The organism is Butyricimonas muris, from assembly GCF_046365375.1.
Lineage (GTDB): Bacteria > Bacteroidota > Bacteroidia > Bacteroidales > Marinifilaceae > Butyricimonas > Butyricimonas muris.
Genome location: NZ_JBKEIT010000007.1, coordinates 90,347 through 110,810 on the forward strand (window position 1 = coordinate 90,347; position 20,464 = coordinate 110,810).

The following is a 20,464-nucleotide window of genomic DNA, read 5'->3' on the forward strand; positions in this document are numbered from 1 at the left end:
GTGGATCTGTAGAGATTTAATTATTAAATTGGTTTGTTGTGTTTTTTTATGTGTATTGTTCTCTATACAGAATGTTTTTGGACAGGAACAAGAGTATAAAAACACGAAGATTACTATGAACGTGAAGGATATGAAGTTGAATCAGGTGTTGGACACGTTGGCTTCGGCGGCGAAGGTGAGATTCTTTTATAATCATTCACAGATTGATGTTGATAAGCGTGTTTCTTTCGATGTGAAAGATAGGACGTTGGACTACGTGTTATTGCTTGTGTTAGGCGATCAGTCGGTTGAGGTGGAATACCAGATGAACCGGGTCGTGGTTTTGAAATACAAGAAGTCCGCACAAGGGGTGGTCGTTTTTAAGATTCGAGGGACGGTAATAGATGCGGCAACGAAAGAAACGTTGCCCGGGGCGAGTATTATTCTCAAGGAAAACAAAGCAATGGGTGTTGTGACGGATATTGACGGGAAGTTTTTTATTGAGGTGCCGGAGGGGACTTCTGCCTTGTTGGTGTCTTTCGTGGGATACGAGGAGGAAATTGTTCCGGTGACGGGAAATATGGAGAACGTGGTGATTAAGTTGACCGAGAAGCAGACAGAACTGGAGGATGTTGTGGTGACGGGTATGGCTCCTCGTAAGGTGGAGAGTTTCTCGGGTGGTTACGTGACGGTAAAGGGAAGCGAGTTGAAGAAACTTAGTCCGAATAATTTGTTAAAGGCGCTTCAAGTGTTTGATCCCAGTTTCCGTATCTTGGAAAATAATCGGGCAGGGTCGAACCCGAATGCAATGCCGGAGTTCCGTTTACGGGGAGATGTGCAATTGGGTAACGGGGGAGTGGATGCGAATAGTATGGAGATGATGATGGGTGATTATTCACAACGCCCGAATATGCCGCTTTTCGTGTTGGACGGTTTTGAAACTACATTGCAGCGTATAGTGGATCTTGATCCGGAGCGGGTGGAGTCGATCACAATTTTGAAGGATGCGGCAGCTACCGCTATTTATGGTTCCAAGGCTTCAAATGGAGTGGTTGTCGTGGAAACGAAGAAGCCGCTTCCGGGTGCGTTGAATATATCATACAGCATGAATATGGGTATATCCGTTCCCGATTTATCGGATTATAATTTGATGAATGCGAAAGAGAAATTGGAATACGAGCGACAGGCCGGGGTGTTCACGACCACGAGCCAATTGAATTATTATAATTATTATAAGGCAGAAATTCAAAGAGGAGTAGACACGTATTGGTTATCGGAGCCTTTGCGTACAGCTGTAACACATCGCCATACGCTATCCATGGAAGGTGGTGACGAGGCATTGAGGTATAATTTGAGCTTGAATTATTCGAGAGAGCCGGGTGTGATGAAGGAATCGGGCCGAAATACTATGGGGTTAGGATTGTCACTTCAATACCGTCGGGAAAAATGGAATATTCAAAACCAATTAACATTGTCGAACGTGAGGGGTGATAATTCTCCGTACGGTTCGTTTAGCCAGTACACGAGATTGAATCCTTATTACCGGAAGACGGATGAGAACGGAAGATACACGAGTTTCTTGGATCAAAAGATATTGCCGGGAGAGGGAGGTGGAACCGTGACAGTGGTAAATCCGTTGTATAATACTTTGTTTAAATACAAGGATTTTACAGAGAATTTTAATGTGGTGGATAATTTCACGATAGAGTGTGCTATACAGGAAAATTTCCGTGTGTCGATGGGAGCTTCCATAACAAAAGGTATTTCCCGTATGGAAAAGTTTAAATCGATGAATCATACTGATTTTATCCCGCAGGAGGATCTAACTAAAAAAGGTTCGTACGAGAAGAATACGGGAGATAATGTGGCGTGGAGTGTGAATGCTTCCGTGAATTATAATTACACGAAGGATAAGCATTTGTTGAGTTTGTTTGCGCGTTGGAATGTGGATGAATCAAAGAATAACAGTGTCAATTTACAAGCATTCGGTTTCCCGAATGATAATATGACTGACTTTTTGTTCGCTTACGAGATGGATGATCGGGTAAGAGGTTCCGAATCAACTTCCCGTACAGTAGGTTTGATAGGGCAAGTGAGTTATATGTATGATATGCGCTTTGCTGTTGATTTTAGTGTTCGGGGTGACCTTTCTTCCCAATTCGGAGCGAACACGGGTATGGCTCCTTTCTGGGCTGCCGGTGCTCGTTGGAATATACACCGGGAAAAATGGTTTCAGAATACATTAATATCTAATTTGGTTGTACGAGGTTCGTATGGAGTCACAGGTTCTCAAAGTTATTCCCCGTATCAGGCGAAAGAAACTTATACTTACGACGATTTGTTGTTCCCGTATCCTTCTTCGGATATTTTAGGTGCTCAATTGAAAGGAATAGGTAATCCGGATTTGGGATGGTCCACGACGAAGAACCGGAGTTTGGCTCTCGAGATTGGGTTGTGGAATAGTCGGGTGAATGCATCATTCTCGTATTATAATAATTACACGGATGAGTTGTTGTTGGATTACAATATAGCGCCTTCAACCGGTTTTGCGTCAAAGACGATGAACGTGGGTGCGGTTGAGAATGAAGGGTATGATATTCAGTTCAGCGTGATGCCTGTTCAGGATTATGAGCGGCAGATTCAATGGAGTGTTTCCGCAAATGGCTCGCATAACAGAAACGTGATCAAGAAGATTTCGAATGAGATGAAGGCGATGAATCAAAAGAATCTGGAGAAGAAAGACGGTTCTCCGGAAGCTATTTATGAAGAGGGGAAGTCCACGACACAGTTGTTTGTTGTTCCATCCTTGGGAATAGATCCGGCAACGGGGCAGGAAGTGTTTTTGACTCGTAACGGGGAAAAGACTTATATTTGGGATCCGCTCGATAAGATTGCTGTCGGGGATCAGGAACCGAAATTGAGAGGTGCTATTTCTTCCGCGTTCACGTATAAGAATTGGAGTGTTGCTTTAGCTTGTACTTACGAACTGGGAGCATGGTGGTATAATCAAACGTTGGTGGATAAAATTGAAAATTCCAGTGCGGCGTATAATGTGGATCGTAGAGCGTTATCCAGTCGTTGGAGTCCTGAAAACCGGAATGCCCGTTATAAATCAATGTCGATTGTCAGCCAGCAAACGGGGATGAGCAGTCGTTTCGTTCAAAAGCGTAATGAGTTGTCCTTTACATCTTTGTCTGTTGGTTATCGTTTTGACCCGAAGAATTTTAAGTTCTTGCAGGCTTGCCGGATAGCAAGTGTGTCATTGAATGCCACGATGGAGGATTTAGGACGAATTTCTTCGATCAAGACGGAGCGGGGGTTGGATTATCCTTTTGCCCGGATGTTTAACGTGTCCTTGTCGGTATTGTTTAATTAAAATGTGGAGGAGTACAAGATGAGAAATATATTAGTAGTTGCAATTTGTACCGTTTCATTGTTTTTATCGTCCTGTCAGGATTGGATAGATGTGAACCCCAAAACGGATATCGAGGCAGAGAAATTCTTTACTTCGGAGGATGGTTTTAAAAGTGCATTGACGGGTTTATATAGTATGATGACTCTTGAAAAATCGTATGGTAGACAAATGACATTCGATTTTGTAGAGAAATTGGTACAACGATATGATAATTATGCCCCGGGAGCTGTTACGGATGAGGAGCGTGCGGCAATATACAAGTATGGTGAGACTACAAGTTCTAAAAATGCCATAGCCGATATTTGGTTGAAATTGTATAACGAGATAGCGAATATCAATAATTTCCTGCAATATCTTGAAACGAACGGGGATGTTATTTTGACGGAAGGTTATCGAGATTTGATGAAGGGTGAGGCTCTTGGGTTACGGGCTTTCCATTATTTCGATATATTGCGTTTGTGGGGGCCGATTTATTCGTTGGATTCCACGAAGTTATGTATCCCTTTCCGGGACAAGTTCGATTCGGAGAGCGCTCCTATGATGGCTGCTAATGAAGTTGTTAAGCGCATTGTTGCAGATCTTCAGGCGGCTGAAGAGTTGTTGAAAAATGATCCGATGAATTACGAGCATGTGGCTGAAGAGCCTTTTATCGGGCAACGCAAGCATCGTATGAATAAGTTTGCGGTGAAAGCGATGTTGGCACGTGTATATCTATATCGGGGAAATAAAGAGTTGGCTGCACAGTATGCTCGGGAAGTGATTGAAAAATCCGGCTTAGAACTTGTTCGGAATAATCAGCAGGATGTTTCTTTATATGGAGAGACCGTTTTTGGTCTTGCCATGTATGATATGGAGGAGAAATTGAAAAATTACTGGGTGAATGGTTCCTCTTATGATGTGCAGTATTATATTACGGGAAATAATGCAAACGGATTGTTCGAGATTAACGAGGGAATCGGTTTGAATGATATGCGTTATCGTTCCGGGTATGGTTTTAATCATACGGCTAGTAATCTTTTGATGTGTCGCAAATATCTTGGTGAGGGGTTGTATGGAGAAAAAATACCTTTGATTCGATTAGCCGAGATGTATTATATTTTGGCTGAATCTGTGGCTTTGTCCGAGTGTGGGCAATATATTAATACGGTGAGAACTACTCGGGGTATTTCCAGAAGTAATAATTTGGGAACGGATGTGACGGAGGAACAACGGTTGGAGGTGTTGGATAAGGAGTACCGGAAGGAGTTTTTCGCGGAAGGACAGTATTTTTATTTCTTGAAAAGACATAATAGGAGTACGTTTTATCGTTGTCCCGTGGAGAACTTTTCTGCTTATGTTCTGCCGGTTCCGGATGACGAGAAAACTTATGGAGAAGCCGAGTGATTTAAAAATGTAAAGAATTGGTTATGAGAAAGTATATATTATATATAGGTTTTTTGTTGCTCTCTTTTGCATCGTGTCAGGAGAAAGAGATTATCAGTTATTCGTTGGAGCGAGATGGGCTGCAATTTAATTATGACACGAATGCTTTAAGGGTTACTGTTGATTTCATGAAAGAGTACGTAACGGATACGATGCGGTGGGGACCGGGTGATAACGATTATTATTTGGAGCCCAAGTATTCGGGAGATTCTTTGTTAAAAAAAGGTGTGAAGTTGAATTTGTATTTGATGGGACGTGCCGCAGATTATGATCGGGAGTTTCGATTGAAAGCTAAGGTCGGAGAGGGAGAAGATCCAACGGCAGTTTCATTTTTGGAGTTTGAACCTTCATATGTGTTTCGTGCCGGACAGTTAAAGGATACGGTAGAGGTGTACGTGTTGAATCCAAAAGTGCGGAAAGAATTTACCGTGAGCATCGTGTTCGACGTGGAGAATTCGGATCCTTCTTTGGAACTGGGGGCAGCGGAAAAGGATGAATATCGTGTACGGTTGATTAATCGATACCCGCAACCGAGAGAATGGGATGATGATGTTGTAGGAGAGTATACGGAAGATAAATATGCATTTATGGTTACTATTTTGAAGACCTTGTATAACCCGTATGCTAATTGGACTGAGGACCTTAAGACTTTGAATGAAGCGTTGGCGGAATATAAGGCTTTACACCCGGACGAAGAGGTGGATTTTTCGTTCCCGGAACCGCCGGCTCCACAGTGGTGGAATTATCCTCCTCATTTAGCTATATTGGGAGAGTATTCTATGGCTAAACATACTTTTATGCAGGAGGTGCTTAGTGCAACAGACTATGAAAGTTTTGTCTACTGGTATGCGGAGTGGGATGCGGTTAGGTTAAATCAGTTGTTGAGAAATGCTTATGAGCAATATAACACAGAGCATCCGGATAATCCGTTGCCGTTCGAGCAGTTCCCGGTATTGTAAGCAAAGAAGAATGTCTATGAATTTGTAAAATAGGAATATGATGAAGAGAATAATAGTTATATTGAGTTTTGTCACGTGGCTTCTTTGTGGATGTTATGATGATAAAGGAAACTACGATTACAAGGATATAAACACGATTGAAGGGCTTACCTTCGATCCCGTGCCAGAGGTTGTTACGGAAGGGACTTCGTACCGGTATACTTATCGGCAACCGATTCAAGAGGAGTTGTCTGTTACTTATTCTCCTGTTTTCTCTCAGAGTGAGGTCGAGGGGGAAGAGAATATGGAGTATTTATGGGTGGTGAGTTATCGTGAAGGTAATGAAAATGTTACAGATAGTGTCTTCACGAAGGAATTAACACTTACTTATCCGGTTCGGAAATCATCCAGTTATAATGTTAAGTTCCGATTGACGGATACAAAAACCGGAATTAGTGCTTACCGGGATTTTACGATGGGAACAAGATTACCTTTTGTACATGCGTGGTTCGTGTTGAATGGAGAGGAAAACAATCGGAAATTGTCCACGGTGGAGGATCCGGATTCCACGCATGCGATTATTACTTTGGATGCTTATCGGGAAACTTGGGATGTGGAGCGGTTTCAGAAAGCGAGTTCATTGATGTTTGCGGGACAAGTTTCTAATACTCGAGATATGGAACGTCTTTACGTGGTTCAGTCTGATTCAGCATCATTTATGCTTCCTTTTGCCTTGGAAGATGCTAAGGCTTCACGGAATTTATTCGCTCCGGGATTAAACCCGACTAATCTGGCGTATGGAGTTTCCCATGTATTGTGGAGGAATGCTATTGTTGTCGATGGTGCCGGAAAATTTTATCATTCGGGTGCTAGTGGATTCTATTTTGCGGGTTTGGCAGAGGATAACGTACAGAACTATGTGATAGATAAGATTTATATGTCACAATCCGGTTTCGTGACGGTGTGGGATAAGGTGAATCGAAAATTTATGTCCTATCGTCTGAATGGAATGAATGGTTGTTATAATTTTGGAGTGAGTGAAGATATCTATCCTCAAGAGGCTGTCGAGTATAATCTGGAAAAATTGACTCCATTTCCTGTAGAAGGACTTCAAGAGGTAGATAAACAAGGTGTTACTCATAATATGGAGATATTGTGGTTGGGTAAAGGAATTTCGGTAAATTCCAGTGAAGAAGGTGCTACGGCAATAGGTGTGATGAATGATACTTGTTATTTGTTGAAAATAGAAGCTAGTAGTAAAGGAGGTAAATCGGCAAAGGCGGATGAGTCCCCGATAAAAGTAGTTCGAGAAAAATTAGGTAAGTTAGGTTTTAACGGAAATACATGTTTTGCCACAACGGTTGCATTCATGGACCAATTTTTATACACGGAGGAAAGTAAAGTTTATTTGTTTAATGTCGTAACAAAAGAAAAAGTGGAACTTTATGATGCAGGAAATGTGATTACCCGGTTGAAATTCAGGTCTGATTCGGAGGGGGATTTTCAGTATGAAAGTGAACCCTACAGGACGTTGGGTGTCGTGGTAAATGCAGGAGGACAGGGTGAATTGCATGAAGTTGTATTGAGTGTGGGGGGTGATTATGTTGACTCGCACGTGTTTACGGGGTTTGGTGTGATTAAAGATGTTGTTTACACGGCGATAACCAGAAGATTGAATTAATTATGTGGAAGTTATTTGTATTAGGTTGTTTATTTTTCCCCGGGATTGTTTTCGGGGAAAAGAAAAAATTCACGATTAACGGAGCAATTCCGGAGATGCCCGAGGGAAAAATGATTGTAGTTTCACAAGAGGTAGGGCGTGTGGATACCTTGGGGCAAGGTGATATCGTAAGTGGTAAATTCGTGATTGAAGGTGAGTTGGATGAGCCTCGTGTAGCTTTGATTTATGTGGCTGGTTACGGTGGCGGTTTTGTATTTATTTTGGACACGGATGCACCTTACGAGATGGAATTGTTTCAATCCGGAAAGAGTGTGATTAGGGGAGGAAAGTTGCAAAAAGAGTTGAACGTCTATCAAGAAGCCGTGACTGAGGAAAATCAAAAGATTCGGAAAGTAAAGATGGAATTGGAAGAGGCTTCTGCCGCCAAGCATTTTAGAACGGTGAACGAACTGAAAGTAAAATTGGAGCAATTGACTGCAGAGGCGCAAAAACGACTTGGTGTTATCTTGGAAAGAAATAAAGACAATGTACTGGCGGCTTATGTGCAGACTGCGGGCATGGAACGGATGGATTTGAACGGATTGAAAATGTGTTATGCCGGATTATCGGATAAGGCAAAACACACGGGGCCGGGGAAATTGATGGCTGCGCGTATTCGGGCGTTAGAGGGCGTGGAAGTAGATGCCGTGGCTCCGAATTTTACGTTGCCTACTCTAGAAGGGAAGGAGATTGCCTTGTATGAGGTAAAGGGAAAATTGAAAATCATCGATTTTTGGGCTTCGTGGTGCGGACCCTGCCGAATGGAGAATCCGAATATGGTGAAGTTATACAACGATTTTAAAGAGAAAGGGCTTGTCGTGGTAAGTGTTTCTTTGGACGAGAAAAAAGACAAATGGGAAGAGGCGATTAAAAAAGACGGTCTGACATGGTTGCACCTTTCGGATTTGAAAGGTTGGCAAGGTGATGTGGTAAAAATGTATAACATCAATGCCGTACCGACCATTCTGGTGCTGGACGAGAATAATCGGATTATTGCCAAGAATCTTAGAGGGGAAAAGTTAAGAGCTTTGGTGTCTGAGAGATTAGAATAAAATTGGTGTTCTTGTTGAGAGAAATTGTTCAGAAGAGGATGAACTCTAAGTTTTCATCCTTTTTTGAACAATTCCGTTTTTATATGATTCCTGTTTTGTTATCTTTGTATGTGTTTGTGTAAAATATATTAATTGCTAAAAAAGAAACAATGCGAAGATTATTGTTATGTGTGGTACTCGTTCTGTGGTGTACCTTATCGAAAGCACAATACGAGGGAATGGAGTATTATTGGGAACAGGATTCGGCAGTGAAAGCAAAATTGGAACGGTGGCAGGATTTGAAGTTCGGTTTTTTTGTACACTGGGGACCTTATAGTCAGAAAGGATATTGCGAATCGTGGACGATTTGTTCGGAAGATGTGGATTGGATTCAACGGGACACGACGATTTCTTATGACGAGTATTACCGGAATTACGTGGATTTGAAAAAGACGTTTAACCCGGTGAAGTTCGATCCGGATAAATGGGCGGAATTGGCAAAGGAAGCGGGAATGAAGTATTTCGTGTTCACGACGAAACATCATGACGGTTTCTGTATGTGGGACACGAGGGAAACGGATTATAAAATAACTTCTAAAGAATGTCCTTATCACACGGCGGAGAAAGCGGATGTGTTGAAAGAGATATACCGGGCTTTCGGGGAGCGGGATTTCATGATCGGGGCGTATTTCTCGAAACCGGATTGGAATAGTCCTTATTATTGGTCGGAACGATGGCAACATGGCGACCGGAACGTGAATTACAAGATCAAGGAACACCCGTGGATGTGGGAAAAGTTCTGTAATTTTACTTTTAATCAAGTGAAGGAATTGATGACCGGATACGGTCCCGTGGATATTCTTTGGCTAGACGGTGGTTGGGTTGCACCCGAGAACCGGGGACAAGACATCGGGTTGGACAAGATTATTGATATGGCTCGGGGGTACCAGCCCGGATTGATTGCGGTAGATCGTTGGGTGGGTGGAAAATACGAGAATTATCGTACCCCGGAACAGAAGATTCCCGAGAAGCCGTGGGATTACCCATGGGAAACCTGTATGACTATGGCGAATCAATGGTCGTATCTGCCGGGGGATAAATATAAATCTACCAGAGAGTTGGTTCATAACCTTGTGGATATTGTCAGCAAAGGGGGAAACTTCCTGTTGAACGTGGGAGTAGATGGTAATGGTGAGATTCCGCCGGAAGGAATAAAGATCATGAAAGAGCTCGGGGCTTGGATGAAAATTAACGGGGAAGCCATTTACGAAACCCGACCGATAGCCCCGTACAAAGAAGCGAAGATTTGTTACACGAGGCACAAGAGTAACGGGAAGATTTATGCCATATACTTGAATGACGAGGATGAACCGAATCCGCCTTCCCGGATTATGCTTTACAGTATAAAGCCGGAAAAAGGGACAAAGGTTTCGTTGTTGGGATACAAGGGTAATTTAAATTACAAACGGGTAGGCAATGGAATACTCGTAACCTTGCCGGCTTCATTCGTGAAGAATCCGCCATGTGGTCACGCGTGGAGTCTTTGTATATTTTAAAACCCGTTCAATTGCATCGTGGCGGTCGGGATAAGCAAAATAAACCCGATGACGATCAAAAATAAGATAAACTTCCAGAAGAATTTTACCCAAACGTCATAAGGTATACGTGCGATACCCAAAGCCCCGATCAGAACCCCGGAAGTGGGGGTGATCATGTTGGTAAAGCCGTCACCGAATTGGAACGCCATAACGGTAGCTTGTCGGGATAACCCGATCACATCGGAGAACGGTGCCATAATCGGCATGGTTAGGGCTGCCTTTGCAGAACCGGACGGAATGATGATATTGATCATCGTCTGGATGAGATACATGATGCCTAACGAGAGTACCTTCCCCGTTTCGTTCATGAGATTTGCCAATGAATGAAGAATGGGATCAATGATATGCCCCTCCTGTAAGATGATAATAATTCCCCCCGCGAGTCCCACAACCAACGCCGCGGAGAGAATATCTTTCACTCCGGCAATAAAAAGTTTTACAATGTTATCGGCATTCTCCTTTGCGGCGAAACCGGATAAAATACCCATGGCCAGAAATAATCCGGATATTTCGGGTAAGTACCAACCGTAGCCCATGACTCCCACGATCAAGAAAAGAATCGTGAAGCCCAGAATAGTCAATATAAAAAAGTGATAGGATTTTCGTAGTGAGAAAAAACCGATCAACGCAAATAATATGGTTAGGACGGGGAGTACAAAGGTGGTCAAACTGGAGTGTTCTCCGATAGATAACGTGGTGCGGGGGAAATAGAACGAGAAAATGGCAAGTCCCGAAAGGATAAAAAGATAAACCATCCAAGAGGAGGAATAGGTTTTATATTCTATTTCTTCGGTGGTAGCTACTTTCTCTTTACGCCAGTGACTGTCGAGATTGTAGACTAATGATGCTTTCGGGTTCTTTTTCACCTTTGCCGCGTAACGCAGTACCCAAGCGATCATAATCACGTTGAGAATCGCCCAACAGAACAAGCGATATTCAAACCCGGAAAATAACGGTAAGTCGGATAGCCCTTGTGCTATGCCTATCGTGAACGGGTTGAGAATGGCCCCGGCAAAACCGACATGAGCGGCAACGTACACCATGCATACGCCCGTGAGGGAATCGTACCCCATGGATATCGCCAAAGGAACGATGATAATAACGAAAGCCAGTGTTTCCTCGCTCATGCCGAATATGGCACCGAAACTACTAAAAAGTAGCATAACCATCGTGATAATAATATTGTTTACACCTAGTTTGCGTATAATCCCGATGTGTTCCAGTTTTCGCGTGGAACGCAGGAAAGAGAAAATCCCCACGTCAATTGCCTTACTGTTGTTCATGATCCAGAAAGCTCCGCCGATGATCAATATAAACGCGATAATACCCGCCTGCTTCTCGAACCCGTTGAAGAGTGCGGAGAATACTTGCCATGTCTGCGGGCTCTTGGCAACCTCATGAAATGAATCGTTCACGATAACCGTGCGTTCCACGCCGTTTACATCGACGGTTTCCCGCGCGTATTCACCCCCCGGAATAATCCATGTCAGGATAGCACAGATGATAATAATCGAGAATACAATAGTGTAAGTGTGCGGAACTTTCTTTAGCATAAGTGGTATTTTTGATTGAGGTTTCAAACATACAAAAAAAAGAGAAGATTTTAATTATTTTTGCGGTAGGATAATAAACAAGTAGATGATAACAGAAGAAAAGCAAGATAAAGTATTCACCCGGGATTTTTTCCGGAAGGTGGGGAAAGCGATACATGATTATCACTTGATTGGTGACGGGGATCGGGTACTCGTGGGCATATCCGGGGGAAAAGATTCCTTGGCGTTGTTGGAGGTATTGGCGATGCGGGCAAAGGATCCGAAGCAGGATTACACGGTGATAGCCGCCCATATTGCCGTCGAGGATGTGTCATACGAGGTGGATAGCGATTACTTGCGAGCCTTTTGTGAACGCTTGGGTGTGGAATACGTGTATCGGACAATTCGGTTGGATATGACTGTAAACCCGAAGAAACCTGCTTGTTTCGTGTGTTCGTGGCATCGGCGTAAAATGCTTTTCGATATTGCCAAGGAATACGACTGTAAAAAACTGGCTCTCGGGCATCATCGGGATGACGCGGTGGAAAGCCTTATGATGAGCATGATTTTTAACGGAACGATTTGCAGTATGCCGCCCCGGTTGGAGATGTTCAAGAATACTTTCACGTTGATTCGTCCGTTAATTTATCTTTCCAATGACGAGACTTTGCGCTATGCCGAAATGCGACAGTTCAAGAAACAAAAGAAGCATTGTCCTCACGAGAAAGCGACAAATCGGAATGCGGTGAGTAAATTGATTGACCGGATGGAAGCCGTATCTCCTCATGCCCGGAGTAATCTTTTTGCCTCGATGCGGAATATACGTGAGGAATATCTTCCTTGAGCATTTGGGGTGATAGACTTTCTATCAGATATATATGACGTTTTTTTTGTTTATAAAATATTTGCGGGGAAAAATTGTTTAATTCAAAAAAAGGTCATAAATTTGTCATCAGGAGGTGAGGAATTCTGAACGAATGGAATTCTTTACTAGATAAAGGCACTTATTGGAGGATAAGTGTCATTTATTTTTTTATATACGAATTTAAGATTTTAATATTATATGCTATGACAAAGAAGGTATCTTATGTAACTAAAGAAGGGCTGAAAAAATTGCAGGAAGAGCTGGACAATCTGCAAAACGTGGAGCGCCCTAGAATCTCCAAAGCAATCGGTGAAGCCATTGAAAAGGGAGATATCTCCGAGAATGCAGAGTATGACGCGGCGAAGGATGCTCAAGGTATGCTTGAGGCAAAGATCGCGCAGCTTCAAGATACAATTGCCAGTTGCCGGATTATCGACGAATCCCAAATCGACACCTCAAAAGTGCAGATTTTGAACAAGGTGACTATCAAGAATATGAAGACAAAAGCGACAATGACTTATATGTTGGTGTCCGAGAGTGAGGCTGACTTTAAGGCAGGGAAATTGTCTATCACGACTCCTATTGCGAAGGCTCTGATCGGCAAAAAGCTGGGTGATAAAGTTGAAGTACAAGTGCCGGCAGGAATGATGGAATTCGAGATAATGGACATCTCAATTTAATTGAAAATTAAAAATGAGCGAGAGAATTTGTGTGTGTGAAATCTAAAATCATAAATCTAAAATCGTAAATTAATACATGGCTTCAATTTTCACGAAGATTATAAATGGTGAGATCCCGTCATACAAGGTGGCGGAGGACGAGAACTATTACGCATTTTTGGATATTGCGCCGATGCAAAAAGGGCACACGTTAGTGGTGCCGAAAAGAGAAGAAGATTATATCTTCGACTTGACAGATGATGAATTAGCGGGTTTGATGGTATTTGCCAAGAAAGTGGCAAAAGCTATCGAGAAAAGTGTACCGTGCAAGCGCGTTGGTATTGGTGTGTTAGGGCTGGATGTCCCACATGCTCACGTGCATCTGGTTCCATTAGTGGAGGGAAACGAATTGAATTTCAGTAACCCGAAGAAACAATTCCCGAAAGAGGAAATGGAAGCTTGTGCCAAGTTGATTCATAGTAACTTGTAACATTATTAGACAATTTATTATCGGGGACGCATTTAAACGTCCCTTTTTTTGTAATATGGAAAAGAAAAAATTATATAACGCCTACGAGCAACACGAGGGATACAATTGTTTCGGCTGTGCGTCCGGTAACGAGCATGGGTTGCGATGCGAATTCTACGAGGAGGGGGAGTATATTACTTGCTACTGGACTCCCCGTCCCGAGTTTCAAGGATTTTTTCATGTTTTGCATGGAGGAATCCAAGCTACTTTAGCGGATGAGATCGCCTGCTGGAACATTTTCGCCAAGGTACAGAGCGCGGGAGTTACTATCGCGCTGGATATGAAATATCGTTCAACCGTGTACACGGATCGGGGCGAAATTTTCATGCGTTCCCGTATCGTGGAACAGAATGCCCGTGTTGCCAAAATGCATGTCGAGATATTCAATGCCGACGGCTCCTTGGGAAGTGAAGCGGAAGTTACTTATCGGATTTTTCCTGAAAACGTGGCCAAAGAGCGTCTTGGGTGGACGGGTATCGAGGCTTTTCATCAAAATTAATTTTATATAGGGAAAATATGAAGTATAAAAACGTGGTTTGGGATTGGAACGGGACATTGTTGGATGACGTGAAGATTAGTGTAAATACGATTAACCGGATGTTGAGAAAAAAACGGTTGAATGAACTGACCGTGGAGGAATATAAATCCATATTCGGTTTTCCGGTGAAGGACTATTACGAGGGAATCGGTTTCGATTTCAAACATGATGATTGGGAAACTGTTTCTCTTGATTTTGTCGACACTTACGAGGAGTTGGCAAAAGATGTCGTGTTGACTCCGGGGGTAGTATCTGTATTATCGGGATTGAAAGAAATGGGTGTACGGCAATATATATTGTCGGCTTTGCAGGAAAACTTATTGGAAGATATGCTGGAACGTTTCGGTATCCGCAATTATTTCGAGGGTGTGTGCGGGTCAGATAATATTTATGCTGACGGTAAGATTGCCAGAGGTGAAAGAATGTTGGACGTGTATCCGATAGAGCCCCGTGAAACTTTAATGGTGGGAGATACGCTACATGACGCGGAAGTTGCCGAGGCACTAGGCTTTAATATCAGGCTGTACGCCGGAGGGCACAATAGCGCTGAACGTTTGCGAGAAAAAGGAATTGTATTGGAACGGATGGATATGTTGTTACACGAAGTTCGATAATTGAAATGAAAAAGCCTATAAAGTCAGACTGAGTTCTTTTGACTTTATAGGCTTTTAATCTGTTTTTTATTTCCCCTCTAATGCTCTGTTCAGAGAGAACAACAACATCCGGTAATGTTCCCGTGTTTCTCCTGTCGATGTGGGGATTTTACTTTCAAGTAGCGTTTTCACTTTATTTGCCATGGTAAACAAATACTGCTTGGAATTGTCAATCGCTTCTACATCCACCTCGTCTTGCCAGTTATAGCCATAACCAATGCCGTGCAGGCGTAGCTGTTCGGCAACGAAGCTGTCCCCGTGCTCCCGTTCCATAGACTTCAACGTTTTGTAGAATTTCCGAACCATACCCGATTCGTCCAGCCCATAGTTCTTCAACTCGTCCAGAGAGGTCAGGAAAAATTTCCCTTTCTTTTTCATGCTATTCCCGACAACATCATTGATCATCACGATAGCGTTCGTTTGCAGCAATTTATCCCCGTTCGTCAACGCTTTTCCCCGGATGGTATTTTCCCATATCCCGTTATACAAGTCGTCGAAATACGCTTTCAACGTGTAAGGATCGTCCGACACGTGGGCAGAAAGAATTACCCGTTGATAAGAGGACAGCAGACTTTGAGCAAGCACCGATCTCACGACATCCGCCTCGCTGATCCGAAGGGTCAACTTCTTGCTCAACGGTTTATTGTACAGCCAGTCGCAATCCCGGAATTGTTTCAACGCCCATTGTAAAGAAGCTTTTTGCACTTCTTTCGGCACGGAACGGTAACGGTCACCCGAGGTTCCCTCTTTCACGTCAGTCAAGTAAATACCACCCACGTTATACATCACGTTCGTGATATACCGGTAATATTGTTCCATCAACTGTTCCAACAATTGTTGCTTGTGCGAGCCGTCCGGGTCATCCGCGATCCACTCGTCCATGTGGGATAAAATATATTTCAGGTTACGGATGCCGTAATCTCCCGCCTTCATCGGGTCATCACCTAAATCTTCCTCGATGGCACTTGGGTCATAGCGTTCCAGTAATTGTTGCCGTCCGTAACGGTAGCACGGGTCTCCGGCTTTCTCGTCGAGCCATGATTCGAGTACGGGGACTTCCTCCCGTGCCGTGCGGGCTTCCGGTATCGGTTGGTATGCCCAGCGGATTAGGAATTCGTCATAAATTCCCAAGTCGGGAGGTGTAAGTTTCACGCCTTTATCCCCCGGTTGCGCTACGTAATTGTAACGTGCGTAGTCCATGATGGAAGGAGTGGTCCCGTATTTTTGCGTGAACGTGACGGAACGCAACGAGTCCACCGGATAGGCAGCCGATGCGGCCATGTTGTGCATGAACCCGAGGCAGTGTCCCACCTCGTGTGCTACCACGTAAGCGATAGACTCTTTCACGATCTCATCCGGCATCTTCTTGTCGCGTACGGACGGGTCTATTTGTGCTGTCTGGATAAAACGCCATTGGTTGATCAATTGAATCACGTTGTTGTACACTAGTACCGATGCGTTCACGATCTCTCCGGTTGTCGGGTCTATCCACGAGGGGCCCATGGCATTGGCTGTGGTTGACGGTATATACCGGATACAGGAATATTTCAAGTTATCCGGATCGAAATTCGGGTCATCTTTCGGGAAGTCCAATGCCCGCACTGCGTTCTTGAACCCGATTTTCTCGAAAGCCTTATTCCAGCGTTCCGTTCCTTCCTTTATCGGTTGTTTCCACAATTCGGGAAATGCGTCATCCACGTAAAACACGATCGGTTTCACGGGTTCAACCAATTCTCCCCGTGCATACGCTTCAGCATCTTTCGGTTCCAATCGCCAGCGGTGGATCATGGAATAAATCCCCACTTCGTCTTGTTCCGTCGAGAAATGTTGTTTGTCTGTCAGGAATATCCCGATACGGGTATCGGCGATACGGGGACGCATTTTCTCTTCCGGCAACAATAGCAGGGTACGGGTAACTTGTATACTCGTGGGTTCGTCCGTGCGTATCGTGAAAATACCGAATACCGTCATGGTCACCTTGTAGGCTAAGTCCGTCTTTATCGTGGCGTTATCCTCGAAAGCTTTGATTTCCCGCAAGGCTTCTCCCTCGCTGTTAGGACTGGATTTGATAGAGATAAATCCACCGTAACTCTTGGGTAAAGAGGGTAACATATCATTATGGCGGGCAAAGAAATCCGTCACGTCGAACACCATGGCGGTGCTGTCGTTATTATACGTTTCGATTTTAAATCTTTTCAATACCGGATCGGTAAGACTCCGCTCCAATGCGATCTTCATCCCCTCTTCCCGCTCATTATAGGTTGCCTTGGTATTAACCCTCCTCAGGTAGATAGAGCTGTCTGTTCGCGTAAATTTCACGTGCAGCGGGTCTTCCGGCTTGTAACCGACTTCACAAAGCAGGTTGTCGCTGGCACTGGTTAACGTGGAGGCCAGTAACATATCCCGTCCAAGGTACACCACGGGTAACTCGATATAGAGTTTTCCCCCTACCTTATGCAAGGAGATAAAATCTCCTTTTGCCGTTACGCGCCCGGCTTTCTGTACCAGTTTGTCATATTTACTGGTTTTTACTACTTCTTTTTCTTTCTTTTTCCTGTCTGCCGCGTTCATCTCTCCAAAAGAAAGTAAGAATAAACCGGAGAGTAGCGCCGAAACAATCTGTGTTGTTATTTGTTTCATATTATTCAATATAATCTAAAATATTTGTTTGTCTTGCGTTATTCTTTCACTTTTGCAAAACGGAATACTAGAGGGAACATTTCCATATCACCTTCAAACATTTCGTAGGTATCATACAAAAATTCGATAGGCTCATATTGCAGTATTCTGATCTCCAATACCTCACCGCCTTCCACGAGACGCATACCTATGGTGGTTTCTTCTTCTTTTACTTGGTTGGGTGAGAAATGAAGATTCACCTTATCACATCTGACAGAAGTAACTAAAGCTAGATCGGTAAGTGTTTCCCATAAATATTCCTCCCCTGTGGAACCGATATGGATTTCTGTGTCCCTGAAATAATTCCGTAAATCACCTGTCATGTGTACTTTTATCATATCCATTCCGTCTTCCGTGACAAATTCCAGAATATCCGTCGCAGAATTATTGGTGGGTAGGGCAGTCAGGTCGTCCGGGAAATCTCCTCCAACGAGCATTTCCATATAATCTTGACACATGAAAGCGGAATAAGTCCATTTCCCGGCTAATTTATTCATGGAGAGCGGGCCTACTATGGGAATTTCCATTTCGTTATAATTCCCGAAGTAGAAACTTTCGTCCGGTAGGGTCAGAGCTAACTCGAGTCGGTCGTGCCCTTCTTCTACCAGTAGATAACGGACTTTGATCTCTGCTTTGTCTTCGCCCGGCTTTATCACGAATGCATGCACGTCACCCTCTATCTCGTAATGGACTCCTGCTTCCGCCGTGGTCCCGTTGCCAATCACGAACGGGATTGAAAGAGGTTCGGTAGAATTGTATTTACCCGTGACGGCTCCGGCCACGGTTACTTTCACGATAAGTTCGTCTTCTAATTCCCGCCAATCTCTCTCGAATGAAATAATCATTTGTTCTTTGGTTTCAATCGGGATAATGACAACTCTTTTATCGCCCAATTGAAATCCCGCCACGGGTTCCAGTTCTAAACGGATTTCCCTGTCCTCGTTGTAATTTTCTTTCGGCTGGATTTGTATTTTTGCTCTATCTTGTCCGGCTTCCAGTACAAACTCGTCTGCGCTCAGTTCGTAATCTTCCCCTCTGACAGCTGAGCCTCCAACCGTGAATTTAACCACGGTTTGTTCCTCCACGGCACCATCGGCTCTCAATTCCACTTCAAGAGCGCCGTTCGCCTGTAATATATAAATTGATCTACCGAAAGACAATGATGCATCGTCATTATTATCGTCATGACAAGAGAGCATCCCGTATGTTAGTAGAGTCAATAAAAATATCCATATATTTTTCATGATATTTTATTTTTCTGTTAAATACTATCGTATTGCGTTATTGTATTCTTCTTTTCTCTCTTTGATGATTTCTCGGTCAGCCTCTGTCAGTACCTTACCTTTCGGCAATATATACCGGGAAGTAACCAAGCCTTCTTTGGGAGGAAGATCGTCCGTGTCATTGCATCCGGTCAAACCGAAGAACAAACATATGGCCAGTATAAATAATATTTTTTTCATGATTACTTTATTTTTGATTGTACACTTAATCTTCGTACCCTTCATTTTGAATCAGGTCGGGTAGTAATTCTATATCTTTTTTCGGGAGGGGAGCCGTGTAGAGATATTTACTGGTAATATATTTTTTCCCTTCTGCGGTTCCCCAGAACTCCGGTCGTCCGTTACGTTTTAGTTCAAACCACCGGTCTCCTTCCATGAACAATTCCTTGCGGCGTTCGGAAAGGATCACTCGCATCAGTTTGGATAGCGTCTTTCCGGTAGCATTAACTTGGATAAGGTCATTGTCTCCGATTTCCGGCAAATTGTCTTTCGTGTAGGCTACATAGTTCTCTATACGTTTGGAACGCAATAAATTCAAATATTCCAAAGCGTGGGATTCATCCTCTTGGTGCAAGTAACTCTCTGCCAGCATCAGACACATCTCTGCACTTCGTACATTGGCGCACACGTTTTTTTGAGCCAGACGTTGTTTGTTAAATGACAGTTCGTAACGGATATCCTGTTTTCCGTCCGTGAATAATTCCACGAGCTCTTTGCTCACCGGGCGATATTTGCGGTCTTCTAGTGCGAAACCGTATGTCATATCGGATACTCCCATTCCTCCTACTGTATAAGAACGGATGAGAACGTTTCCTTTTTTCTCGTTTTTACTTTGAATCATATCCACGTATGCCTGTCCTGCCAGTAAGGGGTATTTTTCAAGTAATTCTTGTGCCAAGGGAATTACCTTGTCCCATTTCTGGGCCCAGAAATAAAGTTTTGCCAAGTAGGCTTTTGCCACGTCAGACGTGAAAATCCAAACTTCATCTTTAACGTTGTAATCTATAGCCGCTAAAAGATCTTTTTCTATAAATTCGAAAGTTTTTGTCCAGCTTGACCGTAACGGGCGTTCTTCCATATCAAAACTTTCGACTAGCGGTAATCCGAGTAACTCGTTTTCGCGAGATTTGTCATATGGTTCACAGAAAGTGCGCAGCAGATTGTAGTAACATACCGAACGGAGACAATATGCCGTGCCTAACACGTTTTTTTCTAATGTTTCATTTCCGTCGTTTAAATTGTCAATGACAATGTTACAATCACGAATATACCCGTACAAGTATTCATATCCGTCAGAGATGTCGTTCAGTCCGTCTCCCACGTAGGTTTTTAGGGCTCCTCCTTGCGGGTAAAAAGTCAGTTTAGCATCTAGGTTATCAGAGTACATTTCGTAATCCAGAATAGATTTAGCATCTCCTAGAATGTAGTTTTCCATGGCTCCTTCGACACGATTCAAGTGGAGCTCAAGCATTGCCCGAAATTCTTCGGCAGTCTTTGGCAATATCTTTCCCTTCGGTTTCACGTCCAAATATTCCTTGCACGAGAAACAAATGAATGTAAGGAAAGCGATGATGTATATATTATACTTTTTCATTTTTCTCGAAATTTAATTGTTCTGAAGCT

Annotated in this window: 16 protein-coding genes; 11 read left to right on the forward strand and 5 right to left on the reverse strand. The window is 43.4% G+C overall.

Annotation, left to right across the window (positions count from 1 at the left end):
• Window positions 1-115: 115 nt before the first annotated feature.
• The 6 genes from ACK8P8_RS12810 to ACK8P8_RS12835 all read left to right on the forward strand — a co-directional run bounded on the left by ACK8P8_RS12810 (window position 116) and on the right by ACK8P8_RS12835 (window position 10,061).
• A complete protein-coding gene (locus ACK8P8_RS12810) occupies window positions 116-3,355 on the forward strand; it encodes a SusC/RagA family TonB-linked outer membrane protein (RefSeq protein WP_410025963.1) in 3,240 nt (1,079 codons plus the stop codon).
• Between the two features lie 18 nt (window positions 3,356-3,373).
• Window positions 3,374-4,777 (forward strand): RagB/SusD family nutrient uptake outer membrane protein, encoded by a 1,404-nt coding sequence (locus tag ACK8P8_RS12815; protein ID WP_099291103.1) that lies wholly within the window; start codon window positions 3,374-3,376, stop codon window positions 4,775-4,777.
• A gap of 23 nt (window positions 4,778-4,800) precedes the next feature.
• Complete coding sequence (locus tag ACK8P8_RS12820; RefSeq protein ID WP_369859662.1) at window positions 4,801-5,775, forward strand: DUF4843 domain-containing protein; 975 nt, start codon at window positions 4,801-4,803, stop codon at window positions 5,773-5,775.
• Window positions 5,776-5,812: 37 nt separating this feature from the next.
• Window positions 5,813-7,435: a PKD-like family lipoprotein gene (locus ACK8P8_RS12825; RefSeq protein ID WP_369859663.1), complete on the forward strand. Its 1,623-nt coding sequence runs from the start codon at window positions 5,813-5,815 to the stop codon at window positions 7,433-7,435.
• 2 nt (window positions 7,436-7,437) lie between these two features.
• Entirely contained in the window at window positions 7,438-8,526 is a 1,089-nt protein-coding gene (locus ACK8P8_RS12830; RefSeq protein ID WP_369859664.1) for a redoxin domain-containing protein, read from the forward strand.
• Between the two features lie 149 nt (window positions 8,527-8,675).
• Complete coding sequence (locus ACK8P8_RS12835) at window positions 8,676-10,061, forward strand: alpha-L-fucosidase (RefSeq protein WP_369859665.1); 1,386 nt, start codon at window positions 8,676-8,678, stop codon at window positions 10,059-10,061.
• On the opposite strand, the gene ACK8P8_RS12840 is transcribed toward ACK8P8_RS12835, so the two are convergent.
• The gene (locus ACK8P8_RS12840) at window positions 10,058-11,656 is read right to left on the reverse strand and encodes a YfcC family protein (RefSeq protein ID WP_186974687.1); all 1,599 of its coding nucleotides are present in this window, start codon (window positions 11,654-11,656) and stop codon (window positions 10,058-10,060) included. The two genes, ACK8P8_RS12835 and ACK8P8_RS12840, sit on opposite strands and share 4 nt — an antisense overlap.
• Window positions 11,657-11,741: 85 nt before the next feature.
• Between ACK8P8_RS12840 and ACK8P8_RS12845 the strand changes: the two genes are divergently transcribed.
• The 5 genes from ACK8P8_RS12845 (at window position 11,742) to ACK8P8_RS12865 (ending at window position 14,840) form a co-directional block, all read left to right on the forward strand.
• Window positions 11,742-12,479 carry a tRNA lysidine(34) synthetase gene (locus tag ACK8P8_RS12845; protein ID WP_369859666.1) on the forward strand — a complete coding sequence of 246 codons (738 nt, stop codon included), beginning with the start codon at window positions 11,742-11,744 and terminating at the stop codon, window positions 12,477-12,479.
• 224 nt (window positions 12,480-12,703) lie between these two features.
• Window positions 12,704-13,180, forward strand: a complete 477-nt coding sequence (gene greA, locus ACK8P8_RS12850) for a transcription elongation factor GreA (RefSeq protein WP_186974685.1) — start codon at window positions 12,704-12,706, stop codon at window positions 13,178-13,180.
• 76 nt (window positions 13,181-13,256) lie between these two features.
• Complete coding sequence (locus tag ACK8P8_RS12855; protein WP_186974684.1) at window positions 13,257-13,649, forward strand: HIT family protein; 393 nt, start codon at window positions 13,257-13,259, stop codon at window positions 13,647-13,649.
• Window positions 13,650-13,704: 55 nt separating this feature from the next.
• Window positions 13,705-14,187 (forward strand): PaaI family thioesterase, encoded by a 483-nt coding sequence (locus ACK8P8_RS12860; RefSeq protein WP_099291094.1) that lies wholly within the window; start codon window positions 13,705-13,707, stop codon window positions 14,185-14,187.
• A gap of 17 nt (window positions 14,188-14,204) precedes the next feature.
• Complete coding sequence (locus tag ACK8P8_RS12865) at window positions 14,205-14,840, forward strand: HAD family hydrolase (RefSeq protein WP_369859667.1); 636 nt, start codon at window positions 14,205-14,207, stop codon at window positions 14,838-14,840.
• Between the two features lie 66 nt (window positions 14,841-14,906).
• On the opposite strand, the gene ACK8P8_RS12870 is transcribed toward ACK8P8_RS12865, so the two are convergent.
• From ACK8P8_RS12870 to ACK8P8_RS12885, 4 genes are read right to left on the reverse strand one after another with little or no spacing between them, the layout of a single operon-like run.
• Window positions 14,907-17,519, reverse strand: coding sequence for a zinc-dependent metalloprotease (locus ACK8P8_RS12870; protein WP_410025964.1), 2,613 nt, complete (start codon window positions 17,517-17,519; stop codon window positions 14,907-14,909).
• A 38-nt stretch (window positions 17,520-17,557) separates the two neighbouring features.
• Window positions 17,558-18,802: a Calx-beta domain-containing protein gene (locus tag ACK8P8_RS12875; protein WP_186974680.1), complete on the reverse strand. Its 1,245-nt coding sequence runs from the start codon at window positions 18,800-18,802 to the stop codon at window positions 17,558-17,560.
• Between the two features lie 24 nt (window positions 18,803-18,826).
• The gene (locus tag ACK8P8_RS12880) at window positions 18,827-19,021 is read right to left on the reverse strand and encodes a hypothetical protein (RefSeq protein ID WP_186974679.1); all 195 of its coding nucleotides are present in this window, start codon (window positions 19,019-19,021) and stop codon (window positions 18,827-18,829) included.
• Window positions 19,022-19,046: 25 nt separating this feature from the next.
• Window positions 19,047-20,435 carry a RagB/SusD family nutrient uptake outer membrane protein gene (locus tag ACK8P8_RS12885; protein ID WP_186974678.1) on the reverse strand — a complete coding sequence of 463 codons (1,389 nt, stop codon included), beginning with the start codon at window positions 20,433-20,435 and terminating at the stop codon, window positions 19,047-19,049.
• Between the last annotated feature and the right edge of the window lie 29 nt (window positions 20,436-20,464).